General features: G+C 54.8%; 9 protein-coding genes. 1 reads left to right on the plus strand and 8 read right to left on the minus strand.

All coding sequences use genetic code 11. The features are described from left to right. From SV7mr_RS08655 to SV7mr_RS25205, 3 genes are all read right to left on the minus strand, one after another. Nucleotides 1-623 (minus strand): glycosyltransferase family 2 protein (locus SV7mr_RS08655; protein ID WP_145278234.1); only part of this gene is annotated, 623 nt, incomplete at its 3' end. Nucleotides 624-838: 215 nt separating this feature from the next. Then, nucleotides 839-2,203: an HlyD family secretion protein gene (locus SV7mr_RS08660; RefSeq protein ID WP_419188521.1), complete on the minus strand. Its 1,365-nt coding sequence runs from the start codon at nucleotides 2,201-2,203 to the stop codon at nucleotides 839-841. 736 nt (nucleotides 2,204-2,939) lie between these two features. After that, complete coding sequence (locus tag SV7mr_RS25205) at nucleotides 2,940-3,068, minus strand: hypothetical protein (RefSeq protein ID WP_419188275.1); 129 nt, start codon at nucleotides 3,066-3,068, stop codon at nucleotides 2,940-2,942. Between the two features lie 1,366 nt (nucleotides 3,069-4,434). Here SV7mr_RS25205 and SV7mr_RS08665 point away from each other — a divergent pair. Then, complete coding sequence (locus SV7mr_RS08665; RefSeq protein WP_419188276.1) at nucleotides 4,435-6,930, plus strand: TolC family protein; 2,496 nt, start codon at nucleotides 4,435-4,437, stop codon at nucleotides 6,928-6,930. A gap of 377 nt (nucleotides 6,931-7,307) precedes the next feature. Here SV7mr_RS08665 and SV7mr_RS08670 read toward each other — a convergent pair whose 3' ends face one another. The 5 genes from SV7mr_RS08670 to SV7mr_RS08690 form a co-directional block, all read right to left on the minus strand. Beyond that, nucleotides 7,308-9,974: a hypothetical protein gene (locus SV7mr_RS08670; protein ID WP_419188277.1), complete on the minus strand. Its 2,667-nt coding sequence runs from the start codon at nucleotides 9,972-9,974 to the stop codon at nucleotides 7,308-7,310. Between the two features lie 105 nt (nucleotides 9,975-10,079). Continuing rightward, on the minus strand, nucleotides 10,080-12,017 hold the full coding sequence (locus SV7mr_RS08675) for a carbohydrate-binding protein (RefSeq protein WP_145271106.1): 1,938 nt from the start codon (nucleotides 12,015-12,017) through the stop codon (nucleotides 10,080-10,082). Between the two features lie 55 nt (nucleotides 12,018-12,072). Next, nucleotides 12,073-13,149 carry a prenyltransferase/squalene oxidase repeat-containing protein gene (locus SV7mr_RS08680; protein WP_419188278.1) on the minus strand — a complete coding sequence of 359 codons (1,077 nt, stop codon included), beginning with the start codon at nucleotides 13,147-13,149 and terminating at the stop codon, nucleotides 12,073-12,075. Beyond that, a complete protein-coding gene (locus tag SV7mr_RS08685; RefSeq protein ID WP_145271110.1) occupies nucleotides 13,146-17,630 on the minus strand; it encodes a hypothetical protein in 4,485 nt (1,494 codons plus the stop codon). Before SV7mr_RS08685 ends, SV7mr_RS08680 begins: the two co-directional genes overlap by 4 nt. After that, a complete protein-coding gene (locus tag SV7mr_RS08690) occupies nucleotides 17,627-19,999 on the minus strand; it encodes a hypothetical protein (RefSeq protein ID WP_145271112.1) in 2,373 nt (790 codons plus the stop codon). Before SV7mr_RS08690 ends, SV7mr_RS08685 begins: the two co-directional genes overlap by 4 nt. Between the last annotated feature and the right edge of the window lies 1 nt (nucleotide 20,000).

Genomic DNA, 20,000 nt, shown 5'->3' on the forward strand with positions numbered 1-20,000 from the left:
CTCACCTTGACCTGGCCCGCTACCGCATCGACATCTGGGGAAGCGAACCAACGTACAAGCGTTGTCACGGCGTCCGCCGCGAGCTCACTGTCAGCATCAACGGTTAGAAGTAACGATCCGGTAGCTTGCTCAAATCCATGATTTAGCGCGGATGACTTGCCACCATTTTCTTGAGTGAAGACGCTTAGTTTGACGTTCGATTCTTTAGCATATTCTCGGGCGATTTTGAGTGTGTTGTCGGTCGACCCGTCGTCAACCACGATGATTTCTAAGTTTTGGTAGTCTTGACCAGCAAGTGACTCGATGGTACGTAGGATTCCTTTCTCTTCGTTGTATGCGGGGACTACCGCAGTGACCGATAGATCGACCGGTGTGCTCGGCGCTGCTCTGCTCGGAATCATCAATAGGATCATATGGAAGACCCAGCGAATGGTGATCAGGGCGAGGCTAATCGTGGCGGCAATGGTCAAAAGGACAAAGATTGGATTGTCTCCGAGACTCTCTACATCATTCAGGTCTGAGAGCAAGGCGAAGGCGTTCCTGCCAATGGCAACGGTAGAGATGAGGAGCACTAACGCGACCAGCAGAAATGATGGTTGTCGGTTGGTAGATTTGGTTGTCATTTGTATTAACTCTGACGTTCTAAATACTTCTTAGGGTAGGTGCTGTATAGAGAAGAGCCCCGGCGTGTAGTCAAACCAGCTGTAGGGGAGCCGTTCGATCTACTCGCTCGCAGGCCAGTAGCTTGATTAGCTTAAACAGGCCTCTCCGGACGCGGGGAAGATCGTCGTAGAAAGGCCTTGGTGGAGGTTGTTCCTGAAGGTGCTCAGGTGTCAAATCATTGGATGAAACTAACCCACGAGGCGTCCGAGTCGGTCTCCTGATCGACTAGTACCTCCAGCGGCATGGAGTCGTGCGTTAGCAAGCTGTGAACGAGTACGGCAGGGGCCGGAGTGGTCAGCAACAATTCGCAAGTCCCGGTACAGTCTTGTTCCGAGCCCGTTTGGTAGACAACGCATTTTGCGTCGAATTTTGATTCCTTGCTGCGGAAGTCATGTTGCACCACGTCGATTGAAAGTTCCGAGTCTCCTTGATTTAGTACATTCCGCATCTTCTCGTCGCAGACCTTTAGCAAGACACCTGATTCGCCTGCCTTACTCATGGCTACAAGCGGAGTGCCGGGAACGGCCGACCGAGGCGACGGGTGTTGCCACACGACGACTCCATCGTGAGGAGCAACGTGAATCAGTTTGCTTTCGATCGATGCGATCTCGTGGCGAATCGCCTCAAGTTGCAAATCGATTTGGGCCAACTTCGTAGTTTTATGATCGCGCATCACTTGATGCGTTGTTGAGCGGTGAGCGGTTGCCGAGGCGGATTGAGCATCATCCGTTGAAGCAATCAACGTTTCGTCGCTGTCCAAAGCTGCGATCTTTTCCTGAATCGCGGCGGATTGGACTTCGATGGATTTCAAGTGAGTTCTGTACGCTGACGCATCGGTATTCACTTTCAGTGCCACCTTTTCCTTACCTCGAACTTCCGCCGAGCTCGCGAACCCGTCCGATTGCAATCGACGGAACTGTTCGCATTCCTCGTTCGCATGTTGCAAATCGATTTCCAAGCGGGCGATTTCTCGTTTCAACGGGAGTCCTTGCAGCTCAAGTGACTGCAATTCTGCCCGATATTGGCGTAGCAAGCGGCGATTCCCCTCGCTCGGTTCCGATTCGTGCATCCCATCGATGTCCAAGATCGGTTTCTCACCGGGTAACGCGAGATTCGCTTCGATGAGTCGTTTGTCGAACTCTAATTTACGTGCTTGTGATTCAAGTGATCTGCGTTTAGCATCGAGTTCGGGAGACGAAGCCTTGAGCAGCATGTCTCCTTTCTTAATCTCACCATAGGGAGCCATCTCGATGGACTTCGTTCCCGCAGTGGATCGAACCGCGGTAATATTCCAAGGGATCGCGACAGCTTTGTAAGTTTCTTTTTGTTGGGTCTGTGTCGTTAGTCCGAAAATGGGGAGGCAAAGAAGTAGGAAGGCGATCCCATACAAGGCGAGCGATACCATCGACGGGGCTCTTTTCGCGACCCAAATGATGCCCACGATAAGAATGGTGGCGATGAATGCAACTCCGAGCACCCACGAGAGTGCGTTTTGGATTTGCGATTGATCAGCTTGCCCTATTAAAGAGAGAGTGTTCATGGTCAAGGAGTGTCCTGCAAGAGTAGTCATGTCAGATAAGTTGAATTCCGAGAAGAGATGCTCATTGACTGAGCGGTGAATTTTTGGCGACTTGAGAACCGGTCGCGATCAGTCTTCGATTGTGACTTGTTATGTTATGTGTGGGACTCGAGACCACTGGGGCTAAGCGAGCTAAGGTCCCGAGTTAACCAAATGATTCCAACCGTCGTGGCGCTAAATACCAAGACCACTCCAATGACATAAGTAAGTGCGGTTTGGATGTCGGTTGTTTCAATCTGTTGAAGTAGAGAGAGCAAGTTCATGATGAGATGGCTTCGGTCAGTATTTGGGAACGAGAAAAAAATGATCGCTGTGCGTCACACTAATGGCGTAAGCGAATGGTAGGGGTTAACTCGTTGAACTTTGCCAGGCGGAGTTTAAAGCCGTTCGGGATGCTTTGGGGTAAAGTGGCCCTGCGGCTTTAGAAGCTCTTTGTCGCGATGATCTTCGAGTCGGTAGCCGGCCGCTCACGAACCGATTGATGGGTTTGCAAAGCCGCCGGGCTTGATTCTGCTCGTGGTAAAAGCACCTGTCGCGCCAAACGAATGAAAACTGATGTCGGATTTGCGCAAGTCTCTTTGCAGCCGGTATTTATCGTGATTTGCTCTGTTTTTTTCGGAATTCAGAAGTGCAACGCATGTTGGCCGAATGAAACATTGGGCTTGTTGCCGTCTCTTTTTTTCAGCCGATGTTGTCTTTATGCCATGAACTGCATTTCTGGATGCCGATTAGAAGGATTTGCCGCTCTGATTCCAATGTGAAAATAAGTCTCTGTCCCTTTTTCGAATCGTTGGTACTCGCGAACGGTGGCGAGAGTCTGTTGCATCAGATTGGCTCGGGAGAGTGTTGAGCATCTTAAAACGGAATCTGAAGACAAATTGCGAGCGGGCGTGGGAGGCTGTCGCAACTTGGTCCGCGGTCTTGAAGGCAGCGTTTACTTTAGTGGACCACGTCTTTTGTGCTGGCTCGAAGTCATGAGCATCGCGACTGACTGTCTAGCAGTGAATTGGACTGCCAACTTCGCAGGAGACAGGCTTAACTTGGGCATTGTGTAGAAGTGACTGTTTGAACGATCTTCAGTGGCCGACCCAAGGATGCGCTTCAGCAAACGCTACCACTGGATGCTTGGCATGATAAGCGCTCACCGCGAGCCAGACCGTTGAAACCCATGGCGGACCATGCATCCAGCAACTGGAAGAGGCGATAAAGGGCCCCGATGCGATGAATTTGTGCGAGATAATTGCAGTTGTGCCCACTGAGGAATTCAGGTCATTTGTCACATCGCCTGAATATTGGATCGCCTTGGATCGCTTACATCTCCAATAGGGGACCAAACAGATTACTTCTGTGAATTGGCTAGAGATTGTCAAGGTAAGACCGATTTACCACTCATCGATCTTGTCCAACGCTAGCAACCGTTTGCTTTCTCAGGTGTTTCTAGCAAGTCGCTCGCGTTTCCCGTTCATGCTTCATCGGGAGCAAACTCTTCCTTTGTTTGTCTTGCCCCTTGACTCTTAATTACCGGTGTATCGCCTATTTTGGATCACGGCAACTGGAGGCGGTGCCTGGTACTGTCACAACTCCAGCAGTTAATTCGTTGATTGTTCAGCACGCCGGCAGTGGGCGCGGCGGACGCTCAGCAGGCCAGAGGAAAGACACAGTGATTAAGCCCACTGTTTCCAGTTTTAAAGAGTTCCTGTGACGCTTGACTGAATACCCTCACGGATGACTTGCACGAAATATTTGGGTGGCTCATTCAGAATGGCCGATACAAAGGACAACTTCGTTTTAAAAAGTGCTGTCCGAACGAATGGTAGGACCGGGCAGCGCAAATTTGCTTAGCCCCGACTACCGTTGCCAGTTTAAGTCAATCAAACATGTCGAGAAAAATTCTTAAAGGTACGATCGCGGGCACTGTCCTCTCCTTAAGCATCTGGGGATCGCCGGCGTCTATCTCGTTCGCACAGGAAACGGAAGTCAAATCTGAGACGACTGCCTCGGGCAATTTGCGGAAGCATGCTGAGCTGCGTTCCATGCTCCAGTCAGTGGACGCTTTCGCTCAGCAGATCCTTCCTAGATTGGTTGCAGAGGCACGGACCCGGGAATGGGAGTCTAACCTGATTCTAGGAATATTTGAGCACAGGGTGAAGCACTCAATTTCGTCTCACAGTAGGTCGGATGAGTACGCGATAGTGAGCAAAGCAGTTGACGAGTTTTCGCGACAGCTCAGAGCCGATGTCGAACGAATTCCAACCGAATCCGCGCGGCGTGTTGCATTGGTAGCGCCCGACGGTCTCTTACTGAATTCAGTCAAGGACACACTTGTCGATCAAATCATTGGACGAATGTCGGAGTTGGACGGTAAATCGAGCAACTCAGAAAGCGATCGGCCAAAGGACGCTCTTGGTTGGGCGAGGGTTAAGGTGTCCATCGCCAAAGATACAAAGTCCGAAGAAAAGTCGAGCTACTCTGCTCTTGACTGGAGGCAGCCTGTTTCGTTTGGTTCGGCCAACGGAAAAGGCCGCGGTGCTTTGTCTGTCGCCTCTGAGGAGAGGCCTGTAGACAAGCCCGGGGCGATTGGACTGGCATCTCATGCTTTCGGTGATGAAGCAGCGGGTCCGAAGTTGCGTCCCGCCGCAACGATTAGCGACGACCGGGATTCATCAACGTTTCAACTGCTTAAGCCTTTAACGAATGATGGTCAGCTTGGCGAAGTCCAGTCGTCTTTAGCCAAAGGGATCCTCGACGTGACGCAACCCGTGGTCGCTGGCGAGAATTCAAGCTCGGCTGGAAATGTTTCAGCCTCTGTCGCCGGCATGACCACAGCAACGTCAACGCTGTCGACAGCCGAAGCGTTACCAACGCCAGTAGGCACGCCAGAGGTTGTCCACCATATTGCGTCGCCCGCACCAGTGGTCATTGAACACGGCACGGTCTCTCCGTTTGTCCAGCAATATACCCAACCTCATACTTGCGGTCCTCAATGCAGTCATAACACGAGGTTCCAAACGCGTTCCAGACTTTGCGACAACATTTTCCATCCTCCCGAGTGTTATCCCGTAATCGATGGAAACTCGCTGTTAGGGGAGTATCAAGCCCGAGCATCCACTTATCCGGATGACTCGGAGACAACCGTTTTTGTAGAACAGAAGCGACTACCGAGCGACTATCGGGCCTGGTGGCACGATGCGGTCACGCAATCGTTTCAGGGAGAAGGAGCAGCTTCCATCCCTGTTGACGTTGAATCGTTGGTCCTATTTTCAATGCAGTTTGCCCCCCAGATCGCTGCGTTACAAGTCGATCCCGCAATCCATGAAACAAGGATCGTCCAAGAGGATGCCGAATTCGATTGGATCGCCTTCGTCGAGGGCACGTACGACCATCTTGATGAGCCGTGGATTTACAATAATGCGCTCGTTATCGGCGGTGTTCCGGGCATCGTTTATAACCCAGATCGTTTGAAAAGCGATGAATTCAATGTCCAAGGCGGCATGAGGAAGATGTCTCGTAAAGGAGGCGAAGTGGAGCTGTATCAGGAGTTTGATTCTCTCTCCAATAACCAACCGTTCCTTGATCCCAATCCAGCGAACACCGCGCGGTTTGAAATCAACGTCAAAAAGCCGCTTCTCCGTGGGAATGGGCTCGCGGTGAATCAGAGTCGTGTTGTGATTGCCCGATTGAACCGTGATATCGGCGAGAATGATACCGTCGTTAGCATCGAGGATCACATCTGCGATGTCCATGAGGCGTACTGGATTCTCTATCGCGAGCGCGCAAGTTTGCTCCAAAAGCTAAAAGCTCTCGAAAAGGGCGGTGACATTATGAAGGTCATCCAAGCGAGGCAAGATGTCGATGCGACCCAAGGCCAACTCATGCGGACACGATCAGTCGTGGCGAAACGACAATCAGAGATTCCACGGTTACGAGCTGCCGTCAGGAATTCGCAGGCCCAATTGCGTCTTCTCGTCAACTCTCCTGATCTAAAGAACAATCTGAGTGCGGAGTTGCTACCGTTTGATCTTCCCAACAATGATCCTCTATCGGTATCGATGCAGGGTTCTTTCCAAACCGCGCTTACAAAGCGACAAGACATTGCAGCGGCGATCAAACAAATCCATCGCACCAGCATTCAATTAGAGGTGTCGAAGAACGATTTACTGCCAAGATTCGACCTTGATCTCTACATGTATACCGCTGGCATCCAGCGGGTCCGCTCCAGTTTTGCGGATCAGTTTTCTAACGGCCCCGGTGTCGGAGCTGGGCTCGTGTACGAGCTACCTGTTGGTAATCGCAAGGCTCGTGCTGCGAAAGAGCAAAAAGAACTCCTGTTGACCAAAGCGTTCAAGGAATTCGAGGTCGTCGTAGAAACGGGGCTGGTCGAGACCGAACAGGCGGTGAATGATGTCAACAGTGCCTACGTCGAAATGCTGGCTTGCTACAATTCAATGATCCAAGCAACGCGTGAAACGGAGTACGCGGAGACACGATGGCGTAACGTTGCCTCTGACGGAGCGTCACTGCAGTTCTTGGATGCCCTGTTCGATTCCCAGGATCGCATGGCAGAAGAGGAGAGTAACTTTGTCGCCAGCCAAGTCAGGTATGAACTCGCAATTATTGAGCTCAAACGCGCCCTTGGGATTTTGCTGTGCGAACCTAGTAAAAATGCTCACGGGATTCCTGCGAAATAAGTCCGAGTGGCGAATGATTGCGAATGCCCGAGTATCCAAGGCGCGGGCGCGTTGGCCATTCGTAGCACGTCAAGGTTCCCGCTGTTTCATTTGGTAAATTGGATTGTTACTTCCTGTGACCAGGCTGTATTTGAACCGAGTGCCGTTGGTTTCGATTGAGACCGGTCGAAGTATGAACCCGCTGTTTGCGGCTTGTCCTTTCTCACCGGTATCGCACTCAGCCCCTTATCGTTTGCCAACGTTTCAGGGTCGTCCTTTGCCGTCGGTTGCTGAGCACGTGGCATCGAGGTGTGCTTCAACAATGGCTTGTCAAGACGCTGGTGTGTGACTGTTGCAGGCGACGCAGGTTGATCGTCGTGTGATGAGCTAGCTTGCCATCACTTTCCAGCGGCGGATTGATTGAGTTCTGCTTGAATGCTGTCACGCAGTTTCTCGATCTCGTCCAAGTCATCGGTGCGCATGCTGATGTGACCGGCTTTGCTGTTGATGGCGAGGTAGGCTGCCTGTGCATCTTCCTTTGCCAACTCCCACTCGCCCATGGCTGCATAGACTTTGGCTCGGGCACGCAGATGCACCGTGCCAATTTCCTTTGGTTTCCAGTTCTTCGGGGCGTCAGGCGGTGGTTGCTGATTGACCGGAGCATGGGCGAACGCCAATCGCTGAGCTTCTTTGAGGTCGCCTCGCGCTAAGGCGTCGTCTACCAGTTGCTCATCGTTCCACTCCACGACACTCTGCGCCATGGTGCTTCTACCGGCCGTCAAACCTGATTTGAATGCGGCAACTCTGCCGTCGGAATGCAAGAAAGCAATGTTGTTCCGCTTCTCACCAGGTGTCACGTTAAGTTGACCAACGATTGGGTGATCCAGTCCATCGGGAACGAGAATGTAGGTGCTGGAATCTGGTGGTTGCTTGCGTTTGAGCTGTTCTTGGTTATACGTTTCGAGCGCCTCACGCATCGCCTTGGCGTCATCATCAAGAACCGCGTACACAGTCTGGACATCATCGAACGGGCGCTGGTTGACAAACGTGCCATAACGGCGCAGCCGGGGGTTCGCAGCCGCATCTTGCAGGAACTCAAGCATGGTGAATTGACCATTGAGATCCTCAGGAATTCGGAATGGCTTGCCGTCAAGCGTCATGAACTCGCCCTTGATCCGCCGCTCTGCGTTTTCATGGTCGCCGATTCCAAAGAAGTAATCCATTCTCCGACCATAAGTCCAGCCGGCGGTGAACGGAGGGTGGTAGAGCCAGTATCGATGATAGCGATCCAGTTGGCACGCCGTGGCGGTCCAAAGCGCAGGGTGGTTAGCATACTGGTCGAGGCTCGCTCGCCGGTAACGCTCATGCAGGGCTCGATCTCCGATGTCCAATGCCAGTAGTGACGCCAGGGTATCAGTCGTCACGGCTCTAGGCTTGGTAGAATCGACCTGGGCAAACTCTTCGATCACGTCACGGGCGTCTCCTTCGTGAGAACGCAGCGTTTGACGTGCGAGGCAAAACCTTGCGATGACATCGGTCCCCGCTGGGCAGTCGTTGTCGAGCGTGGCCTGCGCTTCCTGGGCGGCAGCATCGAAGTGCTGGCGTTTGCCCTCAATCTTCCAGAGGGCTAAGAGCGCGACGATCCGGCGGTTACGGACAATCCAGAGGTCCTCGGCCTGCGGGTGCGCGGTGATCGCTTGTTGACAAAGTTCATTAGCCCGGCGAAACCTCGCGTGAATCTGTTCGTAAGACTGTTCGTAGCGGGTTGGTGGCTTCAAGAAGCATGCCTGGATCACGTTCAGTGTGTCTTCTGGGACGGACGTCGACGTTCGCGTCAGTTTCTTGGCTGAGTCGATCCCCGTCTCGTGAATCGCCTGCCACTCGGGAGGCGCCGTCGGGTCGAACGCGCCCGTAAGATCGACGACGGTAAACTCGCCACTGAGCATGGCCCGAGTTTGCGCTGTGTAGTCTTGCTTGGTCCAGACGCGGGCGAGACTCGAACCGAAGGAGCGTTCCCAACCACCTGGTTTAACTCGGGTCGATCCGCTCATGACCATTGCGGTGTATCCAGACGGTGTCATGGTGAGCAATTTGGGCGTGTTGCGAACATAGGTTTTGTAGACGGGATGCTCGGTGCCGCTCGGTAAATGCAGGGCCGGCCAGTCCAAGCCCAGCTCACTTAGAATGCTCGCTCCCGCGTCGGGAAGGTTGTCGAGATTGAAGCTGATGAATTGGTACCGAAGTGGCGTGTTGCGTTCTGCTTCACTCGAGACAATGTTCCAGCCGGCCACCATTTCCTTCAGTGCCTCGATCCCGTCGCCTTCCTTCGTCCAAAAGTACAGCGCAGTGGTCTTACCGAGCGCGTCCATGGGGAAGCGATAAGCTTTGCCATCGGCGCCCTTGAACTGACCGATGAAAGGCGCTCCGAAAACCTGACCGGCGAGCTTGTCACGTTGGAAGTTGATCATTTCCCGATCGCCCGGGAATTCCTCGGCGATGACCTGTCGCAGGTGACCGATCAGGCCCGCATCACCCATCTCAATCCCCATGGTCAAGGCAACACGTACGGCCTTGGTATCGACCTCAGTCCCCAAATAGCGTTGGACCAACGGTTTGATCGCTTGCGCTCGCGCCTTCTGGTCAGCGCCCTGTTGGGCGAGCTTTGCTTGCGAAAGCAGTAGGTCTGCATCGAGACGAACGGCAGCGTATTCGTCGGGGGCTGCGAGAAGTTTCTCACACGTTGTAAGAAAGGCACGCCGATTGGTGGCCGAATTGTCAAGCTTGACTTGCGCCTGTTGGGCTTGGAAGAGCAGGCCCAAGACAGCGAAACGATTGGGTGATGCCTCGTTCTCTTCGAGCAAGGCTTCGCAGGCGCGGATCGCCCTCCGAACACCTAGTTTTTTCCGCGCAGAGGACGAAGCTGTGATCGCCTCGCTGAGTTGAGTTTGTAGCGTTTCGATCTTTTCGGCAGGAATCGATTGCTGCGCGACCACCTGAGTGGCCGTGAACAATGTGCTTACGAGGAACACTGCATAAACAACAGACGTTGTGATGCAGGCACGCATCCTGACGCCTGTAGAAACTGAGCAGCCAATCGATTGCTGGGCGAGCGAGAACAGGCTGGTCAAATGGGGACAACCTTTGTGAATCATTTTCCGTTCCCTTGTGTTTTACTTGACTGGCTGGAACTGCAGTGCCTTAATGCTGATGCCACGATTCCCTTGACGGAACGTGATCTGGATCGAGTTGCGTCCTTCGCGTAACTCGATCGCTTCTGGCTTGCCTTGCTCCCACATCCCTTTGGTATAGGGCAGCTTCGAATCCACGATCGTGCGGCGGTTAATACGATACTTCACCTCGTTGCCTTCGTGAGAGACCGTCGAAACCAGTGCGCTGACTGTGTACTTGCCAGCCGCTGGGGCTTCCACGTAATAGCGTAAGATCTCGGGGCGGCTATCACCCATGCGTTGGTAGTGGATCTGCATGCCTTCGTCAAAACTGTTTAGGAACAGGACTTTGGCGGTGCTGTTGGTGGGGCCTGCGCAGGCCACTGCTGGGACTGTGATTGTCCCGTCTTCCGCGACAATGATTTTCTTGTCTGCTGCCGGGATCTCAATCTCTTTGACCTCGTCGTCAGCGCCGAGGATTTTGTCTGATTCGCCCAGCAGTCGCGCTTCGTCTTCGGTCAGGTTGGCGAGCTCAGCATCGGCGGCCACCTTTGCCGCAGCCTTGTCTTCGACGATCGTTCGCTTTTTGTAAAACGCCAGGCCATTCCAGAACCCGCCCCCTTTTCCATACTGCCGAAGGCTGACGTCTTCCTCGTCTAAAGCATCGGCGATCCACTGTGCGCGGAGGACTTGCAGGTAGTCGCTTTCAAATTCACGAGCACGCGAATCCAAGTAAAAGTCCAGTCCACCCCAGGGGCCGCACCAGTTCATCGACCACCAAGCGCCAAGGCGGGTGACCCAGCCATCGGGCGTCCAAAGGTTCATCGCTGCGTGCCCGGTTTGAGTTGAACGTCGCGCCGGGATCCCGAAGGCGCGCGTGATGAATCGACCGAAGAAGGCACGTCGTCCACAGATGCCGCCGAGCGCGAGGGCTTCTTGTTGGGGTAGACCGAGAGTGTCGTCATGGCGGGTGCTGCAGTACGGCAAGTCACTCTTGACCATTGCCACGTACCGCCAGGAGTGATCCGGATTGGTAATGTGGTCGGGGCGGAAATTGCGAAGCATCGCTCGCGCCCAGGTGAGCTCTTCATTGCTGTAGGGATCGTTGGTGATAAACCGGCACTCCCAGGCATTGAAGTCTTCAAACGCCGGATCCAGTTCTTCGTCCAGGAACGCCTGCTCGTAGTGCAGGTAACGCGCGACTTGGCCGTCTGTGGTCTTGTTGTCTGTAAAGACCGGGCCGTTGATGCTTGCTGGATCGTTGCCCTCTAGCCAGGGCTGTTGCAACGCGGTGCCCAAGGCAAGGCTGTGGAAGATCGTTCCTCGTTCACGAGCGCGTTCGCTGGCCTCGAGGATCGCGGTATAGACCTGCATGGCCTCGCCGAACTCGCCACCGTTCGCACCGCCAGACTGGACCATTTGCAGCATCAACTCTTCGTCCGCGAAGAGCTTGTTGAGCAGAGCTTGGTGTGCGTCGCTCTGCTGCGCAAACTCAGCCAGACCCGCCGGCGTGCCGTGCCGAAGAATCGCGACTTTGACCAGTTTGCTGTCTAACGAGTTCGAGCTAAGTATCGGTTGTACATCGGCCAGCAAGGGACGAACGCTGGCAAGTGCCGCGACTTCGGCCGTTGCCAGTGACTCCTGGTAGGCTTTGTGAGCACCGCCTGCGGCGTCATCGCCGGGCTTTTTTAAAGCGGCAAGCTTCGCGCGGGCGTCCTCGAAAGCGGCCTGCTTTTGCGGATCAATTGTCGGCAGTGCTGCCGCGATCTCCGCGCTCAGCGTTTCAAGCGTCTCAGCGTATCGATCACGAATCTGTTCCCCCTTGTCATTCAGTTCCGGATCAACCGCATGGGATGATGTGGCCTGTGAGACAAGATAGAGCATCACGCAGGCCGCGCCTCTGACCGCGAAGGCTGGCTTGTTCTGTCGTGCTCTTGTCATCTTCAGCTCCTTGTTTGTGATCACTCGGTTCTGTTCCATTTAATGGTCGGTGGAGTTATCGCTGGTACACCGGGATATACCGGTTCGGGGTGGCTAAGATAATGATTGCCATCGGTGTTTTGTGCGGATAGTCTGGTTTGTCGCCTTCTTGTTCCACCCAGGATCCGTTGGGCTTCTGTAACGAGATCAGTGCGTCGCGGATCTTTGGATACCACTTGGAATAACGCTCGTCGCCCGCTTGGACCATGGCTTGCATCGCATAGTAATGCGAATAATAGAAATGGCCGTTGTCTTTGCGCGAGAACATCTTGGGATCATTTTCTAGGGTGTTGAGGGCAGCTTGCACCCATTCCGTCTCACGATTGCCTGCAAGCTGTGCGGCATAGACGCCGCCCGCTGTACACGCAATCGTGAATCCCCTGCCCTGATAGCCAAAGCCGCCGCGCTGCTCATCAAAGGCTTGATCACGCAGGTAGCCGGTCAGCCGTTCGATGGTTTCAGTCGGGACGAGGATGCCGGCTTCACGTGCCGATGCAAGTGAGACAAATACCATTGCGGTGACTGAGGTGTCCTGTCCCGCGTCGGGCCGCGGTGCATAACGCCACCCACCGAGCGGGCTCTGGGAACGAAGAATGATCTGCACTGCCCGTTCCAGGTACTTCTGGATCCTTTTATTGTCTTCGGGGTCCTTGGTCATGCCCCAGAGCTCGGACATCGCAATCGTATACAGACCGATCTCGTACATCTTGACGCCCATGGCGCCGCTGGGTGATTCTTCCGAACGCTTGAGCAAATACTCCTTCGCGCGGTCCAAGGCGTCGCCGTACTCGCCGAAGCCTGGAAAGTGTCCTTCCACCATGAAAGCCATCAGTCCCAAACTGGTGCCAGCGATGGCGTAGTCCCCGTTCTGCATCGACCAGGAGCCATCCTGATTCTGATTCGCGATGAGGTACTTGAGCCCACGGTCGATAGCCTTTTTGGCGTCTTCGGTGAGCTCGGGCGCTTTGTCGTCGTCGCTTAGTTCAAACAATGCGTCATCATCGGCCAAGGCACAAGGGACTGGCAGGAAGACAACAGCAAACGCTATCACTAAAGACAGATGCTTCGTCAGTTGTTGAAGGAGTGCATTCACTGGGAAACCCTCTCGTAGTAGTTCTTTAAAAGGCCCCGATATTCCAGCGGTAACTCACGAGCGAAGTTTTGATTCAGGGCGGCGCGATTGCGTTCTCCAAGCACCTTCCACTCCGAACGCTTGTCTGAAGGTGTTTCACCGCTGACGAAGTCGGCAATGAATCCAGCCGTCATCGCTGACTCGGTATCGCTGCCGGGACCATCGGCAGCCGGAGCATCGCTCGCGGAGCTGGGGGGGATCGCGGTATTGAGAATCAACGCTTGTTCGACAATGAAGTGCCGCAGTTGCTCGTCGGCAGCGCGTTGGCTCGTGCGGAGCTGATCGCGAGTTGCAGTCGAGATCGCACCGGCGGCATCGCCAAGATGCTTGCTCGCGCTGTTCAGCAACGGATGAGTCTCGCCCTTGCCTGCGATCTTGCTCAGGCGATCAGTGAGTTCGTTTTGCCGCTCGCTCAGCGATTCAAGTTCCGAATCTCCGGCGTCCTGTGTTTGGCGAAATAATGTCTTGAAGTCACTGGCGACGGCAAGCGTCTCGACCAATCGGACCAAGTCCGGATCTGTTTCTGAGTTGATGGCAACCTGGGGCAAGCCCTCCAGCATGGTGATCACCACGAGGACAGCCTCGCCGTTTTCTGCGTAGAGCAGCTCAGTAAGCTCCATCGCGTCCGCGGCGGACTCTTTGTCATTGTCTTGCAAGGCATCAAGAACTAGTTGCATGTCTTGTGAAGGTAGTGAGAGCACCGGCTGCGCTTCGTTGGGTTCATCGCTGGGAAACAGTGGATCCGGCGGTGGGACTCGCTTGGGGTTTCCCGCTGCGGCACGTAGTCGTTTGTCCTGCTGAATCGCTCGTTTTAGCAATGTTTGCTGTGCGTGAAGGAAGCGAGACAGATCTTGTTGCTCAAAGGCCGTTACGTCTTGTCGAAGTTCTCTTTGTTGATAGGCCATTAAGGAGGCGTCGGAGACGTGTTGGTGCAAGTAATGAACAATTTCGGCAAGGTAGCCCGTTTGCGTTCGAATGTCTTGTACTAGCAACTGGACGTCGCCTAAAGATTCCGCGGCAACGTCTTGCGCGTCGATCGCTTCAAATTGGTCTCCTGTCTTCAGTGCCGCTATCGCATCTTCAAAGTCTGCCTTGGCGAATGCTAAAGGCGTTCCAACGTCCAGGCGTGCAGCAACCAGGTCTAGCAGCGGGGCGACGTCGTGCATGCATTGCTGTAGGTGCGCGCACCGTGGCAGCAGCACCTTCATCTCCTCCGGTTTCAGTGCTTCAGTCTCGGCCAGCAATTCGCGTTGCTCAGCGACAATGTCAGCCATCGACCGGTTGGCAAACCCGACCGAACGCTGGAACATCAACATGCCCTGCAGGCTGGCTAATCGCTGATTCTGAGCGACAACGATTGCGTATCCTTCCGCTAACGCATCGGCGGCCTGCTCCTGAAGATCGATGGCTTGGTCCGCATCGTTGGCCTTCAGAGCGGCGGTGGCTTGGTTGAGCAACTGCTCCGCCAGTTCGACCTGGCTTAGCACGGGCGGTAGATCACGGTCGTTCTGAGCTAAGTCCTCTTTCTTGAACGCCTTGATCAAGGCACTCAAGTCGCTGGCTAGATTGAGCTGCGTCTCGGCAAGTGTGTCGAGGCTGGCATCCTCGGCCGCAGTGAGATCCGTTTTCTCGAGCAGGCCAATGACCCGAGCTTCAAATTCCTCGAGACGAGACATGCGTTCGCTGGTTGCCGCGACAACCGTGCTTAGGCCTTGAGACTCCAGCCCAATCTCAATGGACCAGCGTTCGAGTTCCGAGAATAACTTGTCGATCGTCTGCTGAGCCTGACGTTGGTGGTCGACCATCGTCTGCTGCTCTCCCGATTCGATCGCGGCCAATGCCTGGCTCATGGCGTTGTCAGCTTCGGCCAGCAACGCATCGATGGGAGGGGCTTTGGGCAGTGTCTCATCGAAGAGGTTGGCACGTCGCGCGGGGACAGTTGGCAGCATCAGGGTCAGCAACTGTTTCCGAAGCGTCGCCTGGACTTCCGCAGTCTCACGACGTCGACGGGTGAACTCGGTCGCTGAAAGCTTCTGTCCATTCGTCTGCAGGCGAGTTTGGACGACTAACATGGATCCGATCAGGTCGCGCGTTTTGATGAGGGTTGCGTAGGCTCCGCTGAGCCGGACGCTGAACTCTGCATTGAGAAGAGACTTCACCAGTTCAGCCTGCAACGCCGATGCGTCAGTCCGCTGCTTCTGGTCAATCTGTGTGCCGGCGAGGCGCATTTGCTCGGAAACTTTGACAGCCTGAAGATCTTTGATGCTTCGCACTAAACGCAGCACTGCAAGCGGGCGTTGATCGTAACGCATCGTTGCTAGTAAGTCGTTAATCAGCTGCTCGGTCCACTGCGCGAGTTCGTGTTGCTGTTCTACCAGCTTGCTTGAGACGCTTGATGCCGGGGCGATGAGGGTTTGCCAACGCAGGTTTGCTTGCTGCTGGGCAAGCATCCGCACCTCGCGGGCGTAGACATCTTGCGCGGCCTCAATGCCACGAAGCATGACGAGGCTGCCCAGTTCCCGTGCAGCAGCGTTGACAGCCCGTGCGGCGGGGACGGGATTCGCCGCATTCTGTTCTTCATTCGAAGCGGTGGAGAGATCACGCAACAGGGATGCCGCTTGAGCCACTTGGGACTCGGCAATCTTGGTCAGCTTGGCTTGAACCGTTTGCATCGCGTCCGCTTCAGGGACATCTGCAAGATTGTTTGCGGCAAGGTCATCGCGCAGATCTTGGAGCCGCGCTGCGATTTCATTGAGCTGCCCGCGAATCATCTCCTGTCGGATTCCTTCCAGTTGACAGGCCTGCAGGAAGCCTTCGCCCCTAGGAGACAGGCTGCTGGTCAAATCGTGTGCTGATCGCTGTTGACGATAGATCGTTTGCACCCGCGAGAGCAGGCGGTTGCGCTGTTTATCGATCTGCTCCAGGTACTGTTCTCTGGAGAGAAAGGTAATCCTTCTGGTCTCAGAACGGACGATATGGGGACCGTCGTCGCCAGGGTAGCGATCGTTAACCTGGATGGAGAATGAAACCGTGTCGCCAACTTTTAAATCTGTGATGGCCTGGCGATAGTCCCAGTCGATGGCCTGTTCACGTTGGCCCGTCAACGCGTCTGCGGGCAACTCGACAAACTCTTCATCGAACTGATTCACGCGGTGGATCACTTGAGCGGAACCGATTCCGTGATCATCTTGAACGCGCACTGCCAGGTCCAGTGGCCGGTTCAGCATCGCGACAAGGTTTGATGTCGGCGAGGTAAGCTCGACTCGAGGGGATTGGTCAGATGCGACTTGCAGGAAGTATCTCGGGCTGGTGAACTCATCGCCCTGCTCTTGATCAACCCAGGAGAAGTGATAGCCCTGCGAGGCCACCGCTTCTTCGGAGAAGTCCAGCGACCGGCCATCCTCGCTTACAGTGAGAACAACGGGTGACTCGCCGTCGCGTACGAACGCCGCCGTTTCGATCGGACGATCCAGGGTGATCGACCAGTGCAAGCGTGTGGCTTCAGGGACGGTGAGTGTAAGGGCTTCAATGGACTGAGTCGCCCGTTGTTGATAGTTAGGGTAGTCTAGTGTAACGGTGACCGATTCAATCCGTGGCGCCGGCACCACACGCACGCGATGCCATGACGTGCGATCGTCGCCGGCAGTGAGTCGGTAATCAAAGTCACGGGCGGCCGACGTGATGGTGTATTCACAAGCGTTATCTAAGACACCGAGATCGATCGCCCGAGCCCTGCCCTCTCCGGTGCGCACGTAGATTGTGGCTCGATCAGGAATGATCCCAGAGAGCTGAGCAGTGATCTTTGCACTGTCCCCTTCTTTAACCACCAGCTCTGGCTGGTCGAGGATGATCTGCGTCTTGGTCGGATACTCGATCGACAACCAAGGGGGGAAGAGTCTTGCGAAACCCACCGCCAGGAACGAACCATTGAACGCAGCAAATAGTCCAATGATGGTGACACCGATCGCAGCATAGACCGCGGGGCGATGCAGTGGACTAAACGGTACTGTTTGCTGGGGACGCAGTCCGGCGGCTGCCTGCTCGGCCAACTGGCAGGTGTGGTTGCTAAGCGCCAATGATGAGGTCTTTGGCTCGGCTTGTCTTTTGAGTTGGATGGCTGAGACAAGGAGACTCTTCAGGTCGTTGTGGCGAGATTCGATGAGCAGCGCCGTATGCACTGGATTGAACAGACGTAGGTGTCGCCAACCATGGTTCCAGGCGCGCTGGAGCGAGACGAACAACAGCGTGGCTAAAATCACCACTCGCCCCGCAGTTGGCACATCGGTCAACCAATCGATCAGCATTCCCAATAAGAACAGCGGGATCATCCAGTACAAGAACGTCATCGCACCGGCAATCAAGTGCAGTGTTTGCCCTCGGCCCCAGACCGAACGCATGACTGCATTGAGTTTGTCTAATCGAATGGGGTCAGCGGTACTCACGGTAGATCGTGCCTCCTTCTCTGAATCCACTCAATGCCTAACAAACCGATCAACAGGCAAGCGATCCAGCTATTATCCCACAGGCTTCGTTCGGTTCGGACCGTGGCTGTGACCGGCGACTGATCAATGAACGACGGCAGTGTTGCGAATTCTTGAATCGTCAGGCACTGTCCGCCTGTCAGCTTGGCGATCCGTTTGAGATGCGCAACATCGGTGTTGGTATCGGTCAGTTCCGGGTTGATGTTTGCCACCTGAAACTCAGTGGTGTTGGAAATCTCCTGATCGTCCGCCGTTGATTCGAGTCGGAATCGACCGGAAGTTTGTGGAGCGAAGTAACCTTCGTAGAGGCCCGGTTGCGATCGGTCCGGCCGCAGGCTGATGCGAGTCTGTGATTCTCCTTCATCCATGCTGACAACAAACACATCGAACTCAGGTTGCAGAACCGGATCAAAGTTATCGTCAAGCACGTGGGCGTAGAGCCGGCATTGGTTACCGAGGTTGTAGATCGCTCGGTCCGTTTCTAACCGAATGCGTTTGTGTTCACCCATCAACCGCGAGAGCGTCATGAACTGAATGCATTGCGACCAGACCCGCCAATGGTATTTGTCACCCGTACGGTACCGCAAACGCCAAAGGCGATCCGTCGCAATCGACATGCACTTGCCGGTCCCGTAACGTTGCCAGGCCACCAGCGGATATCCTTGGTCTCGATCAACGCTGTCTGACAAGACCGTGAGCACCGTTGCTCCAGATTTCGGGCCTAACAGTGGCGGCAAATGATCCATCGGCGCCATCCGACTCCAAACTCGGTCATTGCTGTCCGGGTCGTTCTCCAGTGTCATCACGAGACTGCTGGCACCTTCGGCCGTGAGCCCAGGATAGACCGAGTCGGCGACTTCTTCCCAGCGACCTTCGGGCTCAAAACGAACCGGCAGCATCGCTTGAACAGGCGTGTTCTGGTAAGAAGTAGGCGAATACATGGGGCCACAGAGCATCAGCAACGAGGCTCCTCGATCACGAACCAGTTCCTCAAGCAATCCAAATTCATCATCTGTGAAAAACGCGGCGTCGACATCACCGAGGATGACCAAGTCGTACTGAAACGCCTCTTCACGGTTGTTGGGAAAGCGTTCGATATGTTCCGTTGAGTTGCGAGCAACTTCGGGGCCAACGTTGGACGCGATGAACGTCGCATTGATGCGGGGATCACGTTTGAGAATCGCGCGCAGGTATCGATACTCCCAACGTGCGTTGCCCTCAATGTAAAGGACGTTCACTTTTTCGTTGACGACGCGGATACTGCGCAACACCCGATTGTTTTCCACTGAGACTTCATCATTGAAGGCTTCAATCTTGATCTCGATCTCTGCGGCACCTTTGTCGTAGACATCGACGCGAAAATCGATGTCCTCGAATTGCAGCCCGCCTTCGAAGCGGACCGTCCGAGAGGAGACACGTCGGTCGTTGAGCATCACCGAGAGTGTTGCCGTGCGTTTTTCGTAGCCCTTGGATTGCAGTTGGACCCGTACCGGGACCTTGTCGCCCGAATAGGCAACTTCCTGCATCACAATGCTCTGAATCGAAACGTCATCGGGATCAGACAGCCCCAGTGGCACTGTGAAGACAGGGATGCCACGCGCGCTGAGATCCTGCAGTACGGCTTCGGCTTCTTGAGAGGAACCCGTCTCAAGTCCATCGGACAGAATCACGACTCCCGCAGTTGGACCGGCGCCCGATGTTGTGACAGATTTTAATGCGTTCGTGATGGATGTTTGCGAGGCCTGAGCGTTGAGCGACGCAGCGTCTTTCGCCGTGAGTGCGATCGAGTCGCTAATCAAACGAGACTCTTCCCCAAACGCGTGGTAGCTCACGTCGAGCGATTGTCCCAGAGTTTCAAGCGTTGGTTGAGCGGTCTCGGAGAGGAGTGTGGTGGCAAGATTCAGTCGAGTCGATGTCGCGATCAACTGACGCTGCTGACTGTCCAGGTTCAGGCTGATATCTTCTGCCGAAGGCACGACCAGGTTTAACGCCGTGGCTGCTTCAGCAAGATCAACCGACCGCCTTCGCGGGTCGATGATGGACATGCTCTCCGAAACGTCAATCAGCACGGGAAGTGTTCGCTGGGACGTTCGAGTCTCACGGACAACGGCCATCGGCTCAAAAAGTGCTGCCACGATCAGTAGCAGCACAAGCAAACGTGCGAACCCTAGCGTGAAACGCAGCCACGGGGAAAGTCCCCAGGAGCGACGGTATAGATAAAGGCTCCACAACAGGACCGCTGCGAACGCTGCGATCATGAGCGGTGTCTCAAGCGGACGGGCCCAGAAAAGTTGTTCCAGTTCGGAATTACTGGTTGATGCTTGCGTCATC

Source organism: Stieleria bergensis, assembly GCA_007745635.1.
Taxonomy (GTDB): domain Bacteria; phylum Planctomycetota; class Planctomycetia; order Pirellulales; family Pirellulaceae; genus Stieleria; species Stieleria bergensis.